This window comes from Polaromonas sp., assembly GCF_012927485.1.
Taxonomy (GTDB): domain Bacteria; phylum Pseudomonadota; class Gammaproteobacteria; order Burkholderiales; family Burkholderiaceae_C; genus Polaromonas.
Genome location: NZ_JABBPC010000014.1, coordinates 1 through 17,905, shown reverse-complemented (window position 1 = coordinate 17,905; position 17,905 = coordinate 1). Strand labels below are relative to the sequence as shown.

Below are 17,905 nucleotides of genomic sequence, written 5' to 3'. Positions count from 1 at the left end.
ATTTCAGGGTCACGATAATCATCAACGACCAAAAAAATAAGGAAAGAATGCCGAGTACGTTATCGGGGGTGGTCGGCACCGGGTGATGAATGCTCCCAAAAACTTCTTTGATCGAGTAGAGCGGGCTGGTCCCGATGTCGCCATAGACAACGCCAAGAGCGGCCAAAGTCAGGGTTTTGAGTTGTTTATTGTTATGGGTTTGCATGAATTCCCTTTAGGGCTGGAAGCGGTAGCCGATAGTTGTTTTCTGTAGAAAATGTTTCGGCGGGGTCAAGTTTTTTTCAAATTTATGGCTTAAGCGACCTCAATAAAACAGGGGTGGTTGTTTTGCGTATCCAAAGGGTGTTCTATGAACTATCTGGCTCTGTCGTCATGCGATGTACCAGGAAGCGTCGACGTCGACATTAATGAATGTCTATCGTTGGGAAAAAGCATTTGCAAGATCCGCTTTCACAGACGGGCCTGCAGCTTTAACCGCAGCGTAAAAAATAACAACGTCGCTTTTGGCAGGATCCACATAGAAATGTGACTAAATTTTAGAGCGATTGCAAAAGCAGCTTGGCACGTTCAACAACGAGACCAGCCATTGAAAATTCGGCAAAGAGCCTATCGGCTGCTAGCTTTCCACCCAATGCATCCTCAAAGCCGAAGCGCTTGCGCGTACCCCGTCATTTCCAGATAACCGCTACCCATCCGCTTGCCGGTGCTGTCGATCAACTCGCTCAGGCCTTCCCAGTAAATGGCGCCAGTGGACGCACGGCTGTCGAGCTCCTGATTATCGATCACGGCTCGCACGGTGTAAAAGTTTTCCGGCGTGCGAACAAGCCATTCGACCGGGTAGAGGGCCTGGCTGAGGGGGCTTTTCCAAACGCGCACCGGTTTGAAAGTCACGTCACCACGGGTGTAACTGTGGAGTTCTCCTTTGGCGGAGCGAAACGAGCCGCCATCCCAAACGGTATGACTGTCTTTGTCGCGGAGCCTGAACGCGGTCAGGGCGCTGCCATCGTTTAGATTCATGCCAATCCAGTCCCAGCCAATCGCGGTGGGGGACAGAAACTCGTCGCTCCACTCATGGTCTAGCCAGGCTTTGCCGACAACTTGAAAAGTTTGCCCCTGTACCTGAACGCTGCCGCGGGTGGCCAGCTGAGGCTGGCTGTAGTAGTAACTCGCCTGCTTTTCCTCAGGCCCTTTGCGCGACAAGCCCTGGTTGCCTTGAAGGAGTACCACTTCGGTTTCCGCAAATTGCAGCTTCAGCGCAAAGTCTGCGGCAGTGAGCTCGGCAAGGTAGTTGCCCCCCTCGGCTTGGAGCGACCAGTCCCGTAGTTTGATGCCCATGTCCTGCTTGCTGGCAGAAGCCACGCCAAAACCGTCGCGTGCAATACGTTGGTCATGCCAAAGCTTTTTGCCTTGTACGTCGGTCACAGCGGCATGCGCGAAAATCAATTGTTTGGCCGAGAACTTTGAGGCCATACCCTGAGTGCTCTCGACCCGCGAGCGAAAAAACGTGATCTGAAATCCAAATGTGCGGCTCTCCGTTCCGCCCGATACAGCTCGGCCGGTGAGATACCACCACTCGGTTCGAAATTCGGGATGTGAACCACGGTCGCGCGGGAAAGTGAGTAATTTGGTGGGTAAGGCATGGGCGGTGCCAGTCCATCCGGCGGCACTAGCGACACCGGCCAGTCCGCCTAGTAGCAGCCGGCGTCGCGACGCGAGATCGGCGTTAAGGCTGGTTTCGTTGAAGGTCTCATGAGTGTGCATGTCCCCGATTCTCGCAGCTAGGCCAATTGGTGCAAGGGACTCTGTTGCGTCCAGGTAGTCGAGGTAAGGACGGGGCGTTGTAAAGCGTTGAACGAACGGAAGTTAAACAGCGGGACCAGTCACCGCAGTTCGGAAAACTATTTCCCCGCTCGGTATATGCACGACTCGAACCTCCTGACGCGTAGGATCAGCGACACTTTTTACGGCGACCGCGACGGCCAGTGAGCGATCGACATAAAGCTGTTTGAAGGTGCTGGGCGGTAACAGGCTGCCCATCAGCGGATACCTGCTTTCAATGCGGTATTGAGCGGACGTCATGGTGAAGACCTCGTTAATGTGAGACCTTCATGGTAGGAGTCCGATGTGGCGCTGTGATGACAATTGAACTGCAAAGCTGTCAATCACGTAAGCAAAAGAAAGCCGGTTCTCTGATGCCTTCAAACTTTCGTTGGCGGCTCAACCCGCTGGTTAAAAAAATGATGTTCTCTCATCCTGTTGAGTCATTCATTTTCGCGTTCAAAGCGTCGCTTTACACGGATTTACCAATCTTCCTTCACCGCCAGCACCGCATCCTTGCCCGCTGCCGCTCGCCCGGCGAGCCAGGCGGTCAGGGTTCCGGCGACCATTACAGCGCCGCACAAAGCGACCAGCCGCAGCCAAGGTACTCGCAGGTCCATGGTCCAGTGAAAGCTTTGCGGATTGACGACATACACCAGTACCGTTGACACGGCCAAGCCGAGCGCCAGTCCTGCAAAAGCCCCAATCGCCGTCCAGGCGGCACCTTCGCCCGCCACCACGGCGAGGATTTGCCGCCGGGTCAAACCCAGGTGGGCCAATAAGCCAAATTCTTTTCGGCGCGCCAGCACCTGCGCACTAAAACTTGCGGCCACGCCAAATAAGCCAATACCGATCGCGACGCCCTGTAGCCAATAAGTCACGGCGAAGCTGCGGTCGAAGATCTTTAACGAGGTGGCGCGAATCTGGCTGACCGAGGCCATCTCAAGCAGTGCACCCGCGCCGGACTGCTGCTCGGCCAGGTTGCGTATCGCCTGCTGCACCTGGGCGTCACTCGCCTCGCCGTTCAGCCACAGTGCCAGGTCATTGACGCGCTGGTCGCCGGTCAGGCGCTCAAAGTCGGGCTGCGCTATCGCAATGGCACCGAACTGCCGGGCGTAATCCCGCCACACGCCCGCGACGAAAAACAAAGGAGGGGGTGCGCTTGTTGCCTTGGCTATGGCATCGGGAGCGGGTTGCCCCGCGCCTGCTTTAGCCAGAGAACTAAAAGCTTTTGAAAGTGGGCGAAAAGTGACGCCGGGCCGGGCGCCATAGAGGTCCACCATGGCTTCGCTCACATAAATGCCAATACGTCCCAATGGCACTGGTAGCGCATTTCCCACCATTGGAAGCATCATGGCGGGGTCTTCGAGCGGGCGCGAAATCAGCGTGACGGCGGGCTGGCCCGGATCCAGCAGCAACTGGGTGCTGTGCACGGTACTGATGCGCGCAACGCCTGGAAGGTGGGAAAGTGCCAGTACAAATTCCGGTGAAAAATAGGCGGTGTCGCTGGTCGAGGCGCCCAGCGCCGTACGCACGTAGAGATCGGCAGGCAGCACGATATCCAACCAGTGCGTGACCGAATCGCGAAAACTCGCCACCATGACCGTCAAGGCCACGGCCAGGCTTAGCGAAGCAACTACCCCGCTGACGGCTACTGCAGCGCTTTCGCGCACACGCCGCGCGCGCTCGACGGCCAGCAACGGCAGCAACCGATGCGCGACCCAAGGGCTAAGCCGGTCGTACAACAGCGTAATCAGCCAAGGTAGGGCCGTGATCCCGCCAACGAGCAGTAGCGCCACCGACACATACGCTGCCAGGGGAATACCAAATATCGGTGGAACCAAGGCTAAAAATGCACCAGCCGCTACCAAAGCAATACTTATCCAGCGAGAGGTACCGGCACCCGTAGCCAGCCCTAAGCCTTTCAGGGTTTGCGCCGGCGGCAGTTTTTGGGCGGCGCGGGCCGGCCACCAGCCGCCCACGCCAGCGGCCGCTACGCCCAGCGCGCCATAAGTCAGCGCCGCCCATCCGCTCCATTGCAAAGTGGGTGCCACGCCCGCGAAGTAGCCGCCGCCCAAGTCGCCTCCGAGCAGCCGTAGTGCCAGAGCCGCCAGCGCGGTGCCCAGCGCAATGCCTGCCAGGCTGCCGACGACGCCTAGCACCAACGATTCAGTCAACACCAGTTGTAGCCGCTCCCGGCCGGTTAGTCCCAATACCCCGAGTAGCGCAAACTGTTGCGCCCGCTTGGCCACACTGAGCGAGAGCACTGAAAACACCAAAAAAGCGCCGGTAAACAGAGCAACCAGCGCCAGCACGGTGAGGTTCACGCGGTAGGCGCGAGACAGGTTGCTGATGCGCTCGGCCGCATCACCGGGCGCGTTTGCAGTGATGTTGGGGGGTAACTGCAAGGAGTCAATGAAGCTTCGGGGGTCGCTCCCTGGCTTCAGTCGAACGTCAATGCGAGAGAGCTGGCCAAGCTTGCCAAACAAATCCTGCGCAGCGGCGATGTCCATGACGGCGAGGGGGCCCCCACCTGCGCTGACACTGCCCGCTACGCTGACGCCGCGTAGCGCCAAACCGCTTTGCAGTTGGAGCTTCTGGGCGCTAAAGAGTTGGCGTGCCGCTGGATTCAGAAAGACGGCGCCCGGGGCAAATATCGCAAAGCGGTCCGCGCCGGACCGGTCGGAGGAGGGTACTGGCAGCAAAGCTGGCGCGATGGATGCCACGGCCAATACATCAACGCCGATGACGCGCAGCGGCTGGCGTTCGGCTTTGGCATCGAGTGCATACGTCGCAATCTCCAGCACCGGGCTGGCGAGCACGACTTGGGGATGGTTGGCCACGCGCTCGTACACCGTTTCGTCAAAGCTGCCTTGAACCGCCCGCAGTTCCAGGTCGGGCTGGCCGTTTACCGCACGCACCGCCTGGGAAAATTCACTGAGGGCCGAGGCGTTGATCAAGTGAACCGAAAATGCCAAAGCAACACCCAACATCACGGCCACGACGGCGGCGGCATTGCGCCATGGGTGGTGGCGCAGCTCTTGCCAGGAGAAGTTTGAGAGTAACGCGCGCATGGACCTGTGCCCGATCCGGCTTCAGCCTGAAATACCCGTGCTGCTCAGGTGCAGTCTGCGGTCAGCGCGGGCGGCAGCGGCTTCTGAATGCGTGACGAGCACCAGCGACGCGCCGTGTTCATGGGTTTGTGCAATCAGCGCGTCCATCACCTTGGCTGCCGTGGTTGGGTCCAGGTTGCCAGTCGGTTCATCGGCCAGTAGAACAGTAGGGCGGTGCACCAGGGCCCTGGCAATGGCCACGCGCTGCAACTGGCCGCCGCTCAATTGCTGCGGCAAGCGCTTACCCAAGCCGGTGAGGCCGACCGCCTCCAGCATGGCTTGCACGCGGGCATCGTCCGGTTGACTTAATAGCAGCAAAGGCAGCGCTACGTTTTGCGCTACATCGAGATGAGGCAGCACATGAAAGGCCTGAAACACAAAGCCCACATGGCGCCGGCGCAGTAGCGCCCGATGGTCATCTGACAGCGTGCCCAGGTCCGCGCCATTTAAGAGCACCGAGCCTTCATCCCAGTTATCCAGCCCAGCCATGCAGTTGAGTAAGGTCGATTTTCCGACGCCCGATTCACCGATGATGGCCACGAACTCGCCGGGTGCCACGTCCAGCGACACCTGGCTGAACACCACGCTGTCGCCATAGCGCTTGCCCAGATCTCTGATTTGCAGACTCATCGAAAAACTCCTATTTGCGCCTTCACCAGCTCAAGCACCTGGGCGAGGGCGGTGGGATCATCGCACGCCACCACGTGGCGCTGCGGCATGGAACGCAGCCAGGTCAGTTGACGTTTGGCCAGTTGACGGGTGGCAAAAATGCCCTTGTCGCGTAGCGCACTCAAAGGGCTGCTGTCGTTCAGCACCTCCCACGCTTGGCGGTAGCCGACGCAGCGCATGGACGGTAAATCAGCGGACAGGTCGCCGCGCGCGCGCAAGGCTTTCACTTCGTCTAAAAAGCCCGTTGCCAGCATGGCGTCAAAGCGCTGCGCGATGCGGTGGTGCAGCCAGGCGCGATCTGCTGGTTCAAGGGAAATGAAGGCAGTAGCGCCTTGCTGCTGGGTGGTTGTCGCCGTATTTTTTGTGGCATTTCGCTGATGAAAAAATGACAGGGGATGGCCCGAAACCCTGAACACTTCCAGCGCTCGCGAGATGCGCTGAGAATCTTGGGGTTCGAGCCGCGCCGCCGTCACCGGGTCCACTCGGGCTAAGTCGGCATGCAGCGCGGGCCAACCTTTCACGGCCGCTTCGCTCGCCAGTCCGGCCCGAACGGCAGCGTCTGCCCTGGGCATGTCGTCGAGTCCGTCAAACAGGGCCTTGAAGTACAGCATGGTGCCGCCCACCAAAAGCGGTAGTTTGCCGCGCGCGCTTATGTCTTCAATCAGGCGCTGGGCATCGGCCACAAACTCGGCAGCGCTGTAGGCGTTCAGTGGATCACGAATGTCAATCAGATGATGCGGCACGGCACTCAGTTCCATCACGCTGGGCTTGGCGGTGCCAATGTCCATGCCGCGATAAACAAGCGCCGAATCGACGCTGACGATCTCGACCGGATAAAGCTCCGCAATAGCCAGCGCTGCCGCAGTTTTTCCCGCTGCGGTCGGGCCCGCAAGTGCAATGTATTTGGCACCGACCTTTTTTATCCGCTGCACCTTATCCGGCCATTGAGAGGGAGGCGCCGGAGCACAAGCGCCTGCAGCTGGCGAACATTTTGGGAGAGCACACATCTCTCTGAGGTTATCAGATACCTCTTGATTTTCGGAAGAGAAGGTTGCCGAGAAGTTTCAAATCCGGTCGCGGGCAGCCCGTCATCGGCTGCCCTACACTGCGATCAATCCTCCTTGTCGAGCTATCCAAACCCCGCTTAGAAAATCCAGTCCATGCCTTCCTTGAACCCTTCCCCGACCGCCCGAGCCCTGGGGCTAGCGGGCCTGTTGCCTTTTGTCGCGGCTGCGGTCGCTTTTTATTGGCTGGAAGCGCCCGGCCTGCGGGCGCTTGCCGGTACCGCCTTGGTGGCTTATGGGGCCTTGATTGCCAGTTTTTTGGGAGGCATTCATTGGGGTCTGGCAATGCAGGGCGTGCAGCCGGTTGCGGCGCGACTGGCGTGGGGGGTGTGTCCCAGTTTGGTGGCTTGGGTGGCTGTGTTTTTACCAGTGAGCTCGGGGCTTCTGCTTCTGGCGGGGCTTTTGGGTGTCTGCTATGTGATCGACCGCAAGCTTTACGCCAGCGCCGGGCTTGCGGGCTGGCTGGGCCTTCGGCTGCAACTTACCACGGTCGCGGCGCTAAGCTGTCTGGTGGGCGCCTGGGCTGCTCGCTAACCCGGCGGTTACTGTTGAATGCTGAAGGCGGTGTCAGGTTAGCGGCCACGCAGAAATAGGGCGTCCAGCTCCCGAACGCTGATTTGCCGCCAGGTGGGTCGTCCGTGGTTGCACTGATCGGAGCGCTCGGTTTCTTCCATCTGCCGCAGCAGGGCATTCATTTCGTCGAGGGTGAGCCTGCGGTTGGCGCGCACAGCGCCGTGGCAGGCCATGGTCGAGAGCAACTCGTTTTGTGCGCGCTGTATCACGGTGCTGGCCTCGTGTTGTGCCAGCTCGGCCAGTACGCTGCGGGCAAGCTCTACGGCATCTCCTTGCGCCAGACTGGTGGGCACCGCACGCACGGCGAGTGTTTTGGGCGAAAACGGTGTGATCTCCAAGCCCAACGTACCCAGAGCGTCGGCGTTGGCTTCTGCAACGGCTACTTCCTGCGGAGTGGCGGCAAAGGTGGCTGGAATCAACAGAGGCTGACTGACAATGCAGGCGGAATTCAACTGGCTTTTCAATCGCTCGTAGACGATGCGTTCGTGGGCCGCATGCATGTCTACGATGACCAAACCTTGCGTGTTTTCGGCCAGCACGTAGATGCCTTGTAACTGGGCGAGGGCGCGCCCCAGCGGCCAGGCGCCAGACTGAAGGCTGTTGATTTGCACAGCGGGAGGACTTGAATTTTCGCTGGGTATCGGGCTGCCCGCCGCAGAAGGAGCGGGCCACATCGCCTCAAAGTCCGAAGCGCGGCTTCCGCGATATGCTCCGAAATTGATAGCTGGTTGTGACCATCCTTGCCGGGCGTAAGTTTGATTGCTACTTGAAAACTCATCAGTGGACGGCTGACCGACGACCGCAGGAGTGTTGTCTTGAGCGGCCTGCGCTGACAGGCTGGCGCGTGGCGGCGCCAGCGCATCTTCAGTAGCGTAGCGCACGGCCTGATGCACCTCGCGGCTGTCGCGAAAGCGCACTTCGATTTTGGTGGGGTGCACGTTCACGTCTACGCGGGCGGGGTCTATTTCGACATACAACGCATAGACCGGCTGACGGTGCCCATGCAGCACGTCTTCGTAGGCGCTGCGTGCGGCATGGGTGAGTACCTTGTCGCGCACGTAGCGGCCGTTGACATATGCAAACTGCTGGTCGGCGCGCGAGCGCGCGGCGTCCGGGATACCGGCCCGACCCCAGACCCGCACGGCGGGCTGGCCATCGAACCGGCGCGCCTCGCTTTCGTAGTGGACGGCGACAGATTGCGTCACAAAGTCACTGCCCAGTACGTCGGCCAAGCGCTGGTCATGGGCGGACCCGCCGCTGCAGACACGCCACTGCTCCACCAATTTGCCTTCGTGCCAGATGGCAAAGCCCGCGTCGGGCCGGACCAGCGCATGGCGACGCACGGCTTCGATGCAGTGCGCCAGTTCGGTGGCATCGGTTTTTAAAAACTTTCGGCGGGCTGGCGTGGCGTAAAACAACTCCCGCACCTCCACGCTGGTGCCGCGCGCCCGCGCCGCTGCTTTCAGCTCTCCCGTGCGGCCATCGAGTTGCCAGGCATGGTCGGCGTCGGCGGTTCTGGACAGCAGACTCATGTCGGCGATGGAATTGATGGCGGCCAGCGCTTCTCCCCGAAAGCCCATGGTGCCAACGGCCTCCAGGTCTTGCAGAGACGCAATCTTGCTGGTGGCATGGCGCCTCAAGGCGATGGGCAACTCTTCGCGCGGAATCCCGAACCCATCGTCTTCCACCACAATCAGCCGCACCCCCCCCGCCAGCAAGCGCACGATTACTTGAGTAGCCCCGGCGTCCAGGGCGTTGTCGACCAGCTCGCGTACCACCGAGGCTGGTCGCTCGACCACTTCGCCCGCCGCAATCTGACTGATAAGTTCATCGGGGAGTTCGCGGATGGGGCGTCGAGGGAAGGTCATTGAAAATTGATTTTAGGTCAGCTCGGTGTTTGTGCGGGCGACCAGGTGAAGGCGACTATTCCATACCTGTCAAAATCGTCCCTATGGAATTAGCTAATTTTCTCTTCGATTTCATCCTTCACATCGATAGACATCTGGAGGCCTTTGTGAGCAGTTACGGCGCGTGGGTTTATGCGCTGTTGTTTCTTGTTATTTTTGTCGAAACCGGAGTCGTGGTGATGCCGTTTTTGCCCGGCGATTCACTGCTGTTTGTCGTTGGGGCGATGTGTGGCGTCGGCCTATTGAGCTATCCGCTGGCTGTGGGCTTGTTATTCGCGGCAGCAGTACTGGGCAATCAGTCCAATTACACCATCGGTCATTACTTCGGTCCGAGAGTGTTTCAATGGGAGGATTCCAAGTTGTTTAACAAGAAGGCATTCAACCGGGCCCACGCTTTTTACGAGCGTTACGGAGGCATCACGATCGTGGCTGCCCGATTCATGCCTTTTGTGCGAACTTTTGCGCCTTTTGTAGCCGGTGTGTCGCAGATGACGCGCAGCAAATTCATGCTTTACGATGTCACCGGTGGCGCCCTATGGGTCGGCGGCATCACCATGGCAGGCTATTTTTTCGGTAACGTTCCCTTTGTCAAAGCACATCTGGACAAAATCATTTGGGTCATGATTCTGCTTCCAGGGCTGATCGTCCTGTTTGGCGCATTGAAGGCTAAACGCAAGGTGGTCACCTAACAAGCAGAAAAGGCATTGAGTTGCAAATTAACTCAATGCCTTCAATGTCTTCGGTTACCCGGCGCGCCAGACGGAGTCGTCGAGCAAATGGCTGACCTTTACGGTCAGTGCTTTTTACCCACTTCGTTGCCGATCAGTGCCCCGGCAGCGGCGCCCCCTACCGTTCCCAATGTGCTGCCGCCAGATACTGCGCTGCCTGCCACGCCACCTAATACGGCCCCGGTGGCGGTGCCAATTTGCGCATTGGTAGGATTGGTTCCGCAACCTGCCAGGGCGATCAGGGAAGCCGCTGCAGCTGATATTAGAAGTTTCGTGTTCATAGAATTCACCTTTGCTTGGAGTTTCAGGCTCTTCGCTGTTTAACTTCACGTCGTGAGGTCTTCGCGCTACCTGCAATCAGAGTTTAAAGCCATGGATGATTGGGCGCTGTAGGAGAAGAGCGTCGTTACCGGTGGTCTTGCGCCACCGTTTTAAACTGTGCAGCGCGGTCCTTGCGCAAGAACCGCCCACGCGACTCGCAAGGCGTTACAAGGCGCGGTTGCGCGCCAGTGGCGGATTCCTCGCAAAATATCGGCTGATGCCGCGCATCAGCGCGTCAGCGAGCTGTATCTGGTACTCATCACTGCGCAACTTCGCCTCTTCATCGGGGTTGCTGATGAACGCGGTTTCCACCAGCACACTCGGAATGTCGGGGGCTTTCAGCACCGCGAAGCTGGCCTGCTCGACCCTGGGTTTGTGCAGCCGACCGACATGGCCAATCTCGCCCAACATGGCGGTACCCAGTTTCACGCTGTCATTGATTTGCGCGGTGGTACTCATGTCGAACAAGGCTTTTTGCACCTGGGTATCCTTGGCCTTGGCATTGATCCCGCCCACCAGATCCGCCGAGTTTTCCTTGTCGGCAATCCAGCGCGCCGCACTGCTCGAAGCACCTTTTTCGCTCAGCGCGAACACGCTGGCGCCCTGCGGCCGGTCGGTGAAAAACGCGTCCGCATGGAGGCTGATAAAAAGATCGGCTTGCACGCGGCGAGCCTTTTGCACGCGAACGTTAAGCGGCACAAAAAAGTCGGTGTCGCGGGTCAGGAAAGCGCGCATGTTGGGTTGTTGGTTGATGAGGTCGCGCAGTCGATGTGCAATCTGAAGCACCACGTCTTTTTCACGAGTACCGCCCGGGCCGACGGCGCCGGGGTCCTCGCCGCCATGGCCGGGATCGAGCGCCACAATGACGAGGCGGTCTGTCTTGCCTTCGTTCCTCCGCGCTGTCGGACCTTCTGCAGCGGCCGCCATTTCTCCGGGCGACCTTGCGGTCCCTGCACTTGGCGGTCGGGCTTTTTCGGTAGCGGTGTTGCCCTGGGGGGCGCCGGAAGATGACTTGCCGGATTGTTGCGCCATCAGGTTGCCGAGTGGATCATTGCCCAAGCCCGTAGCGGGGCTCCCGCCCGATGGGCTGGCTGCCAGCCGTTCAGCAATCAGGGCCTCCAGTGGATCGGCGGCTTGCGCGGGGTAGAGGTCAAGCACCAAACGGTATTGGTAAGCCGCAACAGGCTTCAGGCTGAAGACTTGCGGCAGAATGGGCCGCTTCAGGTCCATCACCAGCCGCACGACACCGGGTGCGTTTTGCCCGACGCGCATGCCCGCAATATTCGGATCATCCGATTTCAACTTGGCCACCAGTTCGCGCAGGGCCGGGATCAGGTCAATGCCCTCGATATCAACTGCCAGGCGTGGGGGCTCGGCCAAAAAGAACTGCCGGGTCCTGATTTCACCATCTGATTCGATGGTGAGACGGGTGTAGTCCTTGGAGGGCCAGACGCGCACGGCAACAATGGTCGCGCCGCGGGCGATGTGCTGTACACCCAACAAGAGCACCACGCTGCCAAATTGCAAGGCGCTGCGACGGCTTATAGAGGTTGTCGGGAGGGGGGAGCGGCGCTTCATGTCAGCAACTCCACGCCCGTGTCGGTATGCGCGGTGAGGATGATTGAGCGGGATTCGTTGGCCAGCACCTCGATATGAATCAGTAGATCCGTCTGCGGCAAATAAGCACCCGCTTTTTCGGGCCATTCGACCAGCTTGAGCCCGGGGCTGGCAAAGATATCGCGAAACCCGGCTTCTTCCCATTCGCGTGGATCATTGAAACGGTAAAAATCAAAATGCCAGATATTGAGGCCCGAGACCGCCAGCGTGTAAGGCTCCACCACGGCATAAGTCGGGCTTTTGATGCGGCCCTCCACCCCCAGCGCCCCGAGCAGGTGGCGAACGAAGGTGGTTTTACCGGCGCCCAGGTCACCTTGAAGTTCAATCAACGCGCTGCCCATTGCGGGCTGCTGCGCTAGCATCTGTGCAAAAGACTCAGTCTCATACTCGTCTTGCCAGACAATGTTTTTTACAATCAATGGATGCCTGTCTGCAATCATTTGAACAATCATCAGTTCGTTTCTCAAATTCAAACTTGGGCGCGGGAGCTTGGATTTTCGCAAATTGGCATTGCTGGCGTTGATTTATCGTCAGCAGAGCCCGGATTATCGGCTTGGTTGGCTGCAGGCTTCCATGGTGACATGCATTACATGGCGGCGCACGGGCTTAAACGGGCGCGACCAGCAGAGTTGATCCCCGGCACGGTAAGCGTCATCACGGCCCGGATGGATTATTTGCCGGCTTCGAGTTCTGCCACGATGGCGAAGCCGGGTGAATGGCAGGCCAGGGAGCTTAGCCGCTTGCAACGGCCCGCTGAAGGCATTGTCTCGGTGTACGCCCGCGGTCGCGACTATCACAAGATCATGCGATCCCGTTTGCAAAAACTTAGCGAGCGGATTGGCGTGCAGGTCGGAAAACTGGGTCACCGCGCTTTCACCGATTCGGCGCCTGTACTCGAAGCCGAGCTGGCTGCCCGCAGTGGACAGGGCTGGCGCGGCAAGCACACGCTGCTGCTCAATCGCGAAGCCGGATCGATGTTTTTTCTTGGTGAAATTTATGTGGATCTGGCATTGCCGCCGAGCGAACCCGTGACGCCCCACTGTGGCACCTGCAGCGCCTGCATCGAAGTGTGCCCGACGCAGGCCATTACGGCGCCCTACCGGCTGGACGCCCGTCGTTGCATCTCCTACTTGACTATTGAACACGCTGGGCCAATCCCGCTTGAGCTTCGGCCCTTGATGGGCAACCGCATCTACGGTTGTGACGACTGTCAGTTGATTTGCCCCTGGAACAAGTTCGCACAACGCAGCGCCTTGCCCGACTTCGACGAGCGCCAGGGCTTGACGGGGCAGCAGCTCGTGACTTTGTTCTCTTGGACGGAAGAAGAATTTTTGCGAGTTACCGAGGGCAGCCCTATCCGCAGAATCGGTCACGAGCGTTGGTTGCGCAACATTGCAGTGGCGATGGGCAATGCCCTGCGCGCGCCATTCGCTGATGGCACTGGCAGTGCCGGGATCCGGCAGAGCTTGAAGACTCGCGTGGATCATCCGAGCGAATTGGTCAGGGAACATGTGCTGTGGGCCATTTCTCAATGAATTATCCGGCAATTCGTCCTTAAGCCCAATAAGGGTGAGGGCTACCAGCTATTAAACTAGTAGTAAGTATTTGTAAGTCCGAGGCTTGAGCAACCACAACACAGTGAACGACATGGCCTATGGATTCGGCCAATTGCTGGCGGCCTACCGAAGCACCCCGAGCGCAAATGGCAGGCTCACGACCCCGAGCATGGTGGACAGCGTCACCAGGCCAGCAACATATCCGCCGTTGTAACCCATGCGCGCCGCCAACACATAAGCGCTGGAAGCCGTGGGTAACGCAGAAAACGCCAGCAATATGGTGGTCTGCACGGACGACAGGCCAAAGGCATGGGCCAGACCCATGGCCGCCATCGGCAAAATTAAATGCCGAATCGAAAGTACCGCTACTGCCAACGTTTTGGCCTGCGGCAGATGACCAAACTGCATCCCAGCGCCCGCCGCCAACAAACCGAGCGTCAGTGCGGTCGTACCAATGCGCGTCGCGATGGGCTCCAGCCGCAGCGGCAGGGTGAAACCCAGCAGGTTGGCGGCTAAGCCGCTGGCAGTCGCAAGAATCAGTGGATTTCGGACCAACTCGCGCAAGAAGCCGCGCTGGGAATGCCTGGCCATGGGCCACACCGCCGCTACATTAAAAAGCGGTACGCAAACGCCTATCAACACGGCAATCAGCAGAAGGCCCTCGCTTCCCGCCAGCCGGTCGGCCAGGGCCAGACCGATGAAGGAGTTGAAACGGAAGGCCACCTGGGCACTGGCTGCATGCTCGCGCTGGTCAATATGCCGACCCAGCCAGGGCAGGTGCGGCAGGCTGTAGGCGAGCGCAATGCCCGTCAATCCTACCGCCAGGCCAGCACCGATCAGGCCGGAGGTGGCCGCCAAATCAAGCGGACTTTTGACAATCGACTGGAACAGCAAAACCGGGAACAGGAAGAAATAAACCAGGCTTTCAACTTGCTCCCAGACCATACGGTTCAGTGCGGTGTAGCGGCAGAGTAGATAACCACAAACGATCAGGGAAAAGTCGGGGAAAAGAAGTTGCACATAATTCACCGGTCAAGAATAACCGCAAAGCTTTGAGGTTTGCCCTTGCGCATTCTCCAAATCTGTCAATGCAAGCTTTCATATTTAAATGCTTGATTGAGTAAGAGGTTTTTTTGTTATCGTCGATACCATGCAACCAGAAAGCCAATCCTGTATTGATGGGTTTATCGACGCCTTGTGGCTGGAAGACGGATTAAGTAAGAACACGTTGGAGGCTTATCGGCGCGATCTGTCGCTTTATGCAATCTGGCTGGGCACCCCTGGCCAAGGGGACCGAAAGCTCAACGATTCGGTGGAGTACGACCTCAGCAGTTACTTTTCGGTCAAACATGCCATGACCAAAGCCACTTCGGCGAATCGGCGTCTGACCGTGTTCAAACGCTACTTCCGCTGGGCGCTGCGCGAGCACTTCATTGCGGCCGACCCGACGCTAAAACTTCAATCCGCCAAACAGGCATTGCGAGTGCCGAAGGTCATGAGCGAGGCGCAGGTAGCGTCTTTACTGGTCGCTCCCTCTGAGGACACTTCCCTCGGGCAGCGTGATCGCGCGATGCTGGAGCTGATGTATGCCAGCGGGCTGCGCGTCAGTGAGCTGGTCGGACTCAAAACTTTTCACGTGGGATTGAATGAGGGTGTGCTGCGCGTGATGGGCAAGGGCAACAAGGAACGGCTGGTGCCTTTCGGACAGGTGGCGCGTGAGTGGATCGTGCTTTATTTGGCGGAGGCTCGTCCCGCCATTTTGGGGGGTCAGCAGACCGAAGACCTGTTTGTGACCAGCCATGGCCATGGCATGAGCCGGGTGATGTTCTGGATGCTGGTTAAAAAGTACGCGGCTTTGGCAAACATCACCTCGCCGTTATCCCCGCATACCTTGCGCCACGCGTTTGCAACCCATTTGCTCAATCACGGCGCCGACCTGCGCGCCGTGCAGATGCTGCTGGGCCACGCTGATATTTCGACCACCACGATTTACACCCATGTAGCCCGGGAGCGTCTTAAAACGCTTCACGCGGAGCATCATCCCAGGGGCTAGGCTCGCTATTCGTTGGGCTATTCGTCGGACTAGTTGCGGACGACGTTCAAGGGTACATGTAACTGCGGTTGAAAGGGTAGACCGACTGGGCGCCCTTGACTCGTCCTGCGCGTACATTGCTTGACGGGCGCGCAGCTAGAAACTGGTGTAGTGAAAGCCAGCCTTGCTCGAAACTCATCGCGCTTCCAGCCAGGTATAAGCGGTACGCCCGCAAAGTTTTTTCGGCACGCTCAGGTCCGCCATCTGCTGCCAGTACCTGGCGCGCCTCGTCGAGCCGTGTCTCGAGCGCATCTGACCAATCCCACAGCGTGCGGGCGTAGTGAGGTCGGAGGTTCTCCGTGTCCACCATTTCCAGCCCTGAGCGGGACAGGTGCTCAAGCACCGCGCTGACGTGTAATAGCTCGCCACCTGGGAAGATGTATTTTTCAATGAAGTCACCCATGCCAGCGCCGAGCTGGCGGTTTTCGAGTCCCCCCGCCGTGATGCCGTGGTTCATGACCAGTCCACCGGGAGCCAGCAGATGCCATATTTTTTCAAAGTAAGCAGTCATGTTGGCGCGTCCCACGTGCTCAAACATGCCCACCGAAGAGATTTTGTCAAACGGACAGTCGTCGGGCATGTCGCGGTAGTCGCGCAATTCGATACGCACGCGCTTTCCCAGCCCTTTCTCGTCAATCAGCTTTTGGACGTGTGCTCGCTGGTTTTTAGACAGCGTGATGCCAGTAGCATCCACGCCGTAATGCTCGGCTGCCCAAAGAAGCAGTGCGCCCCAACCCGCCCCAATATCCAGCAAACGTTCGCCGGGTTGCAACATCAGTTTGCGGCAAATGTGATCTAGCTTGGCTTCTTGAGCACTGGCCAGCGTCAGCGAGGCATTGCCGATATCCGGGTAATAAGCGCAGGAATAGACCCGTCGCGGATCCAACCATAAGGCGTAAAAGGCATCCGAAACATCATAATGAAATTGCACCTGTGCCGCGTCTTTGGTGGGCGTGTGAGCCGACAGGGATTTTGCGAGGTGCAGCCAGCCCGACCACCAGCGCGTGTCGCTTTCCACCGGGTTGCCTGGCAGCAGCTTGGTCACCGCGCGCATGACATCGCGCATAGCGCCTTCGATCTGCAGTTTCCCCTCGACATAGTCTTCAGCCAACGCGCCGATCTGTCCGGCTTTGAAACGGGCGATGCTTGACCACTTGGAAAACGAGAGCTTCACCAGTGCGTTAGCGGCACCCAACTGCTTCCCTTGCGGAAGCTGCAGGGCAACGTCAGCAGGCAAACTCGGCATATGCGAGGGTGTGTCTGAGACCAAGTGCCGGATCATGCGCAAGTTCCTTTTGTCAACTTTTTTTGTCTCCATTCAGTCTAGCGCGCTTAAAAAATCTTCGTTGTTACAGAACGTAGTCATTGCCGGCTGGCGTTGAGCAGCGCCAACTCGGCATCGTCAAACCCCGCCGCGCGGCGGGCGTTCAGATTAAGGGGACCTTTGAGACGAGGCGCGTCGTAGCGTTTTGCCAATTCGGCATAGGCGGCGACCGGGTCCAGTCCGTGCTGGGCGCACAGATGGCGGTACCAGTGGTTGCCGATGGCAACGTGCCCGATTTCGTCGTGCAGGATGACGTCCAGAATATCCACAGCGCGCAAGGCCTCAGGTGTTCCAACCCTGCGCAGCTTGGCCTGCATGGGCGGGGTCGCGTCCAGCCCTCTAGCCTCCAGCGTGCGCGGCACCAAGGCCATGCGTGCCAGCAGGTCGGCTTCGGTTCTTTTGGCCATGTCCCACAATCCGGTGTGGGCGGGAAAGTCGCCATAGTCGTAGCCCATCGATTGCAACTGGGCGCGGAGCAAACTGAAGTGGCGCGCCTCTTCGGCAGCCACTTTCAGCCAGTCGAGGTAGTAGGCACGCGGCATGTCGCGGAAACGCCAGATCGCATCCAGCGCCAGATTGATCGCATTGAATTCGATGTGAGTGACGGCATGGAGCAGCGCCGCCAGGCCTTCTTGGGTAAAGGGGGAACGCTTTGGCAGATCCAGATGGGAGCGTAACTCCGGCCGCGCCGGACAACCCGGTAAGTTGGGTGGAGCCGGCAAATTTACGTGATTCGCTATTAAAACCGTTGCTGCCTGTGCTTGTAGACCAGAGGCTAGATGTACTTTTTTGTACGTGTCGGGTTCCATCAGAGCCTGCAGGGCAAGCTGACGCAGTTCTTCAGGCGGCGGTGTGAGAATCATGATTGAATTGTCAACGAAAGGCTTCGCTCCGGGCGTTATTCAGCGGGCGGACAGGTTCCTTACAATCCAAAGTACTCCCGAGACGAATTTATCAAGGACCTCATGGCTATCTACCAGTTAGACGATTTCACGCCTGCTATCCATCCCTCTGCCTGGGTAGCGGACAACGCGCAGGTCATGGGCAATGTGCTCCTTGGCGAAGATAGCAGCGTCTGGTTCGGGGTGGTGATCCGGGGCGATATGGAAGCCATTACGGTAGG

Annotated in this window: 17 protein-coding genes and 1 pseudogene; 5 read left to right on the top strand and 13 right to left on the bottom strand. The window is 58.7% G+C overall.

Annotated features, from left to right (window positions below):
- The 6 genes from HHJ16_RS06940 to miaA all read right to left on the bottom strand — a co-directional run.
- Nucleotides 1-205 (bottom strand): KUP/HAK/KT family potassium transporter (locus tag HHJ16_RS06940; protein WP_293641850.1); only part of this gene is annotated, 205 nt, incomplete at its 3' end.
- A gap of 434 nt (nt 206-639) precedes the next feature.
- Nucleotides 640-1,761, bottom strand: a complete 1,122-nt coding sequence (locus HHJ16_RS06935; protein WP_293641848.1) for a lipocalin-like domain-containing protein — start codon at nt 1,759-1,761, stop codon at nt 640-642.
- A gap of 102 nt (nt 1,762-1,863) precedes the next feature.
- Complete coding sequence (locus HHJ16_RS06930) at nt 1,864-2,079, bottom strand: hypothetical protein (RefSeq protein WP_293641846.1); 216 nt, start codon at nt 2,077-2,079, stop codon at nt 1,864-1,866.
- 221 nt (nt 2,080-2,300) lie between these two features.
- Entirely contained in the window at nt 2,301-4,892 is a 2,592-nt protein-coding gene (locus tag HHJ16_RS06925) for an ABC transporter permease (protein ID WP_293641844.1), read from the bottom strand.
- Between the two features lie 21 nt (nt 4,893-4,913).
- Nucleotides 4,914-5,561, bottom strand: a complete 648-nt coding sequence (locus HHJ16_RS06920; protein WP_293641842.1) for an ABC transporter ATP-binding protein — start codon at nt 5,559-5,561, stop codon at nt 4,914-4,916.
- Nucleotides 5,558-6,532: a tRNA (adenosine(37)-N6)-dimethylallyltransferase MiaA gene (miaA, locus tag HHJ16_RS06915; protein WP_293641840.1), complete on the bottom strand. Its 975-nt coding sequence runs from the start codon at nt 6,530-6,532 to the stop codon at nt 5,558-5,560. The genes HHJ16_RS06920 and miaA overlap by 4 nt, the downstream gene beginning before the upstream one ends.
- Nucleotides 6,533-6,760: 228 nt before the next feature.
- Between miaA and HHJ16_RS06910 the strand changes: the two genes are divergently transcribed.
- The gene (locus tag HHJ16_RS06910; RefSeq protein ID WP_293641838.1) at nt 6,761-7,198 is read left to right on the top strand and encodes a DUF3429 domain-containing protein; all 438 of its coding nucleotides are present in this window, start codon (nt 6,761-6,763) and stop codon (nt 7,196-7,198) included.
- A 38-nt stretch (nt 7,199-7,236) separates the two neighbouring features.
- Here the strand turns inward: HHJ16_RS06910 and mutL are convergent, their stop codons facing one another.
- The gene (gene mutL, locus HHJ16_RS06905; RefSeq protein ID WP_293641837.1) at nt 7,237-9,105 is read right to left on the bottom strand and encodes a DNA mismatch repair endonuclease MutL; all 1,869 of its coding nucleotides are present in this window, start codon (nt 9,103-9,105) and stop codon (nt 7,237-7,239) included.
- A gap of 83 nt (nt 9,106-9,188) precedes the next feature.
- Between mutL and HHJ16_RS06900 the strand changes: the two genes are divergently transcribed.
- The gene (locus HHJ16_RS06900) at nt 9,189-9,833 is read left to right on the top strand and encodes a VTT domain-containing protein (protein ID WP_293641836.1); all 645 of its coding nucleotides are present in this window, start codon (nt 9,189-9,191) and stop codon (nt 9,831-9,833) included.
- A 104-nt stretch (nt 9,834-9,937) separates the two neighbouring features.
- On the opposite strand, the gene HHJ16_RS06895 is transcribed toward HHJ16_RS06900, so the two are convergent.
- The 3 genes from HHJ16_RS06895 to tsaE all read right to left on the bottom strand — a co-directional run bounded on the left by HHJ16_RS06895 (nt 9,938) and on the right by tsaE (nt 12,250).
- Entirely contained in the window at nt 9,938-10,153 is a 216-nt protein-coding gene (locus HHJ16_RS06895; protein WP_293641834.1) for a glycine zipper 2TM domain-containing protein, read from the bottom strand.
- 205 nt (nt 10,154-10,358) lie between these two features.
- Nucleotides 10,359-11,771 (bottom strand): N-acetylmuramoyl-L-alanine amidase, encoded by a 1,413-nt coding sequence (locus HHJ16_RS06890; protein ID WP_293641832.1) that lies wholly within the window; start codon nt 11,769-11,771, stop codon nt 10,359-10,361.
- On the bottom strand, nt 11,768-12,250 hold the full coding sequence (gene tsaE, locus HHJ16_RS06885) for a tRNA (adenosine(37)-N6)-threonylcarbamoyltransferase complex ATPase subunit type 1 TsaE (protein ID WP_293641852.1): 483 nt from the start codon (nt 12,248-12,250) through the stop codon (nt 11,768-11,770). Before tsaE ends, HHJ16_RS06890 begins: the two co-directional genes overlap by 4 nt.
- Here tsaE and queG point away from each other — a divergent pair.
- Nucleotides 12,233-13,345 carry a tRNA epoxyqueuosine(34) reductase QueG gene (gene queG, locus HHJ16_RS06880; RefSeq protein WP_293641831.1) on the top strand — a complete coding sequence of 371 codons (1,113 nt, stop codon included), beginning with the start codon at nt 12,233-12,235 and terminating at the stop codon, nt 13,343-13,345. The two genes, tsaE and queG, sit on opposite strands and share 18 nt — an antisense overlap.
- A gap of 144 nt (nt 13,346-13,489) precedes the next feature.
- Here the strand turns inward: queG and HHJ16_RS06875 are convergent, their stop codons facing one another.
- Nucleotides 13,490-14,395, bottom strand: a complete 906-nt coding sequence (locus HHJ16_RS06875) for an AEC family transporter (RefSeq protein ID WP_293641830.1) — start codon at nt 14,393-14,395, stop codon at nt 13,490-13,492.
- 121 nt (nt 14,396-14,516) lie between these two features.
- Between HHJ16_RS06875 and xerD the strand changes: the two genes are divergently transcribed.
- Entirely contained in the window at nt 14,517-15,419 is a 903-nt protein-coding gene (gene xerD / locus HHJ16_RS06870; protein ID WP_293641829.1) for a site-specific tyrosine recombinase XerD, read from the top strand.
- Nucleotides 15,420-15,465: 46 nt separating this feature from the next.
- Here the strand turns inward: xerD and HHJ16_RS06865 are convergent, their stop codons facing one another.
- Nucleotides 15,466-16,740, bottom strand: coding sequence for a class I SAM-dependent methyltransferase (locus HHJ16_RS06865; RefSeq protein WP_293641828.1), 1,275 nt, complete (start codon nt 16,738-16,740; stop codon nt 15,466-15,468).
- An 80-nt stretch (nt 16,741-16,820) separates the two neighbouring features.
- Nucleotides 16,821-17,645: a ferritin-like domain-containing protein gene (locus HHJ16_RS06860; protein WP_293641827.1), complete on the bottom strand. Its 825-nt coding sequence runs from the start codon at nt 17,643-17,645 to the stop codon at nt 16,821-16,823.
- A 102-nt stretch (nt 17,646-17,747) separates the two neighbouring features.
- Here HHJ16_RS06860 and HHJ16_RS06855 point away from each other — a divergent pair.
- A pseudogene (locus HHJ16_RS06855) lies at nt 17,748-17,905 on the top strand (gamma carbonic anhydrase family protein); the annotation flags it as partial.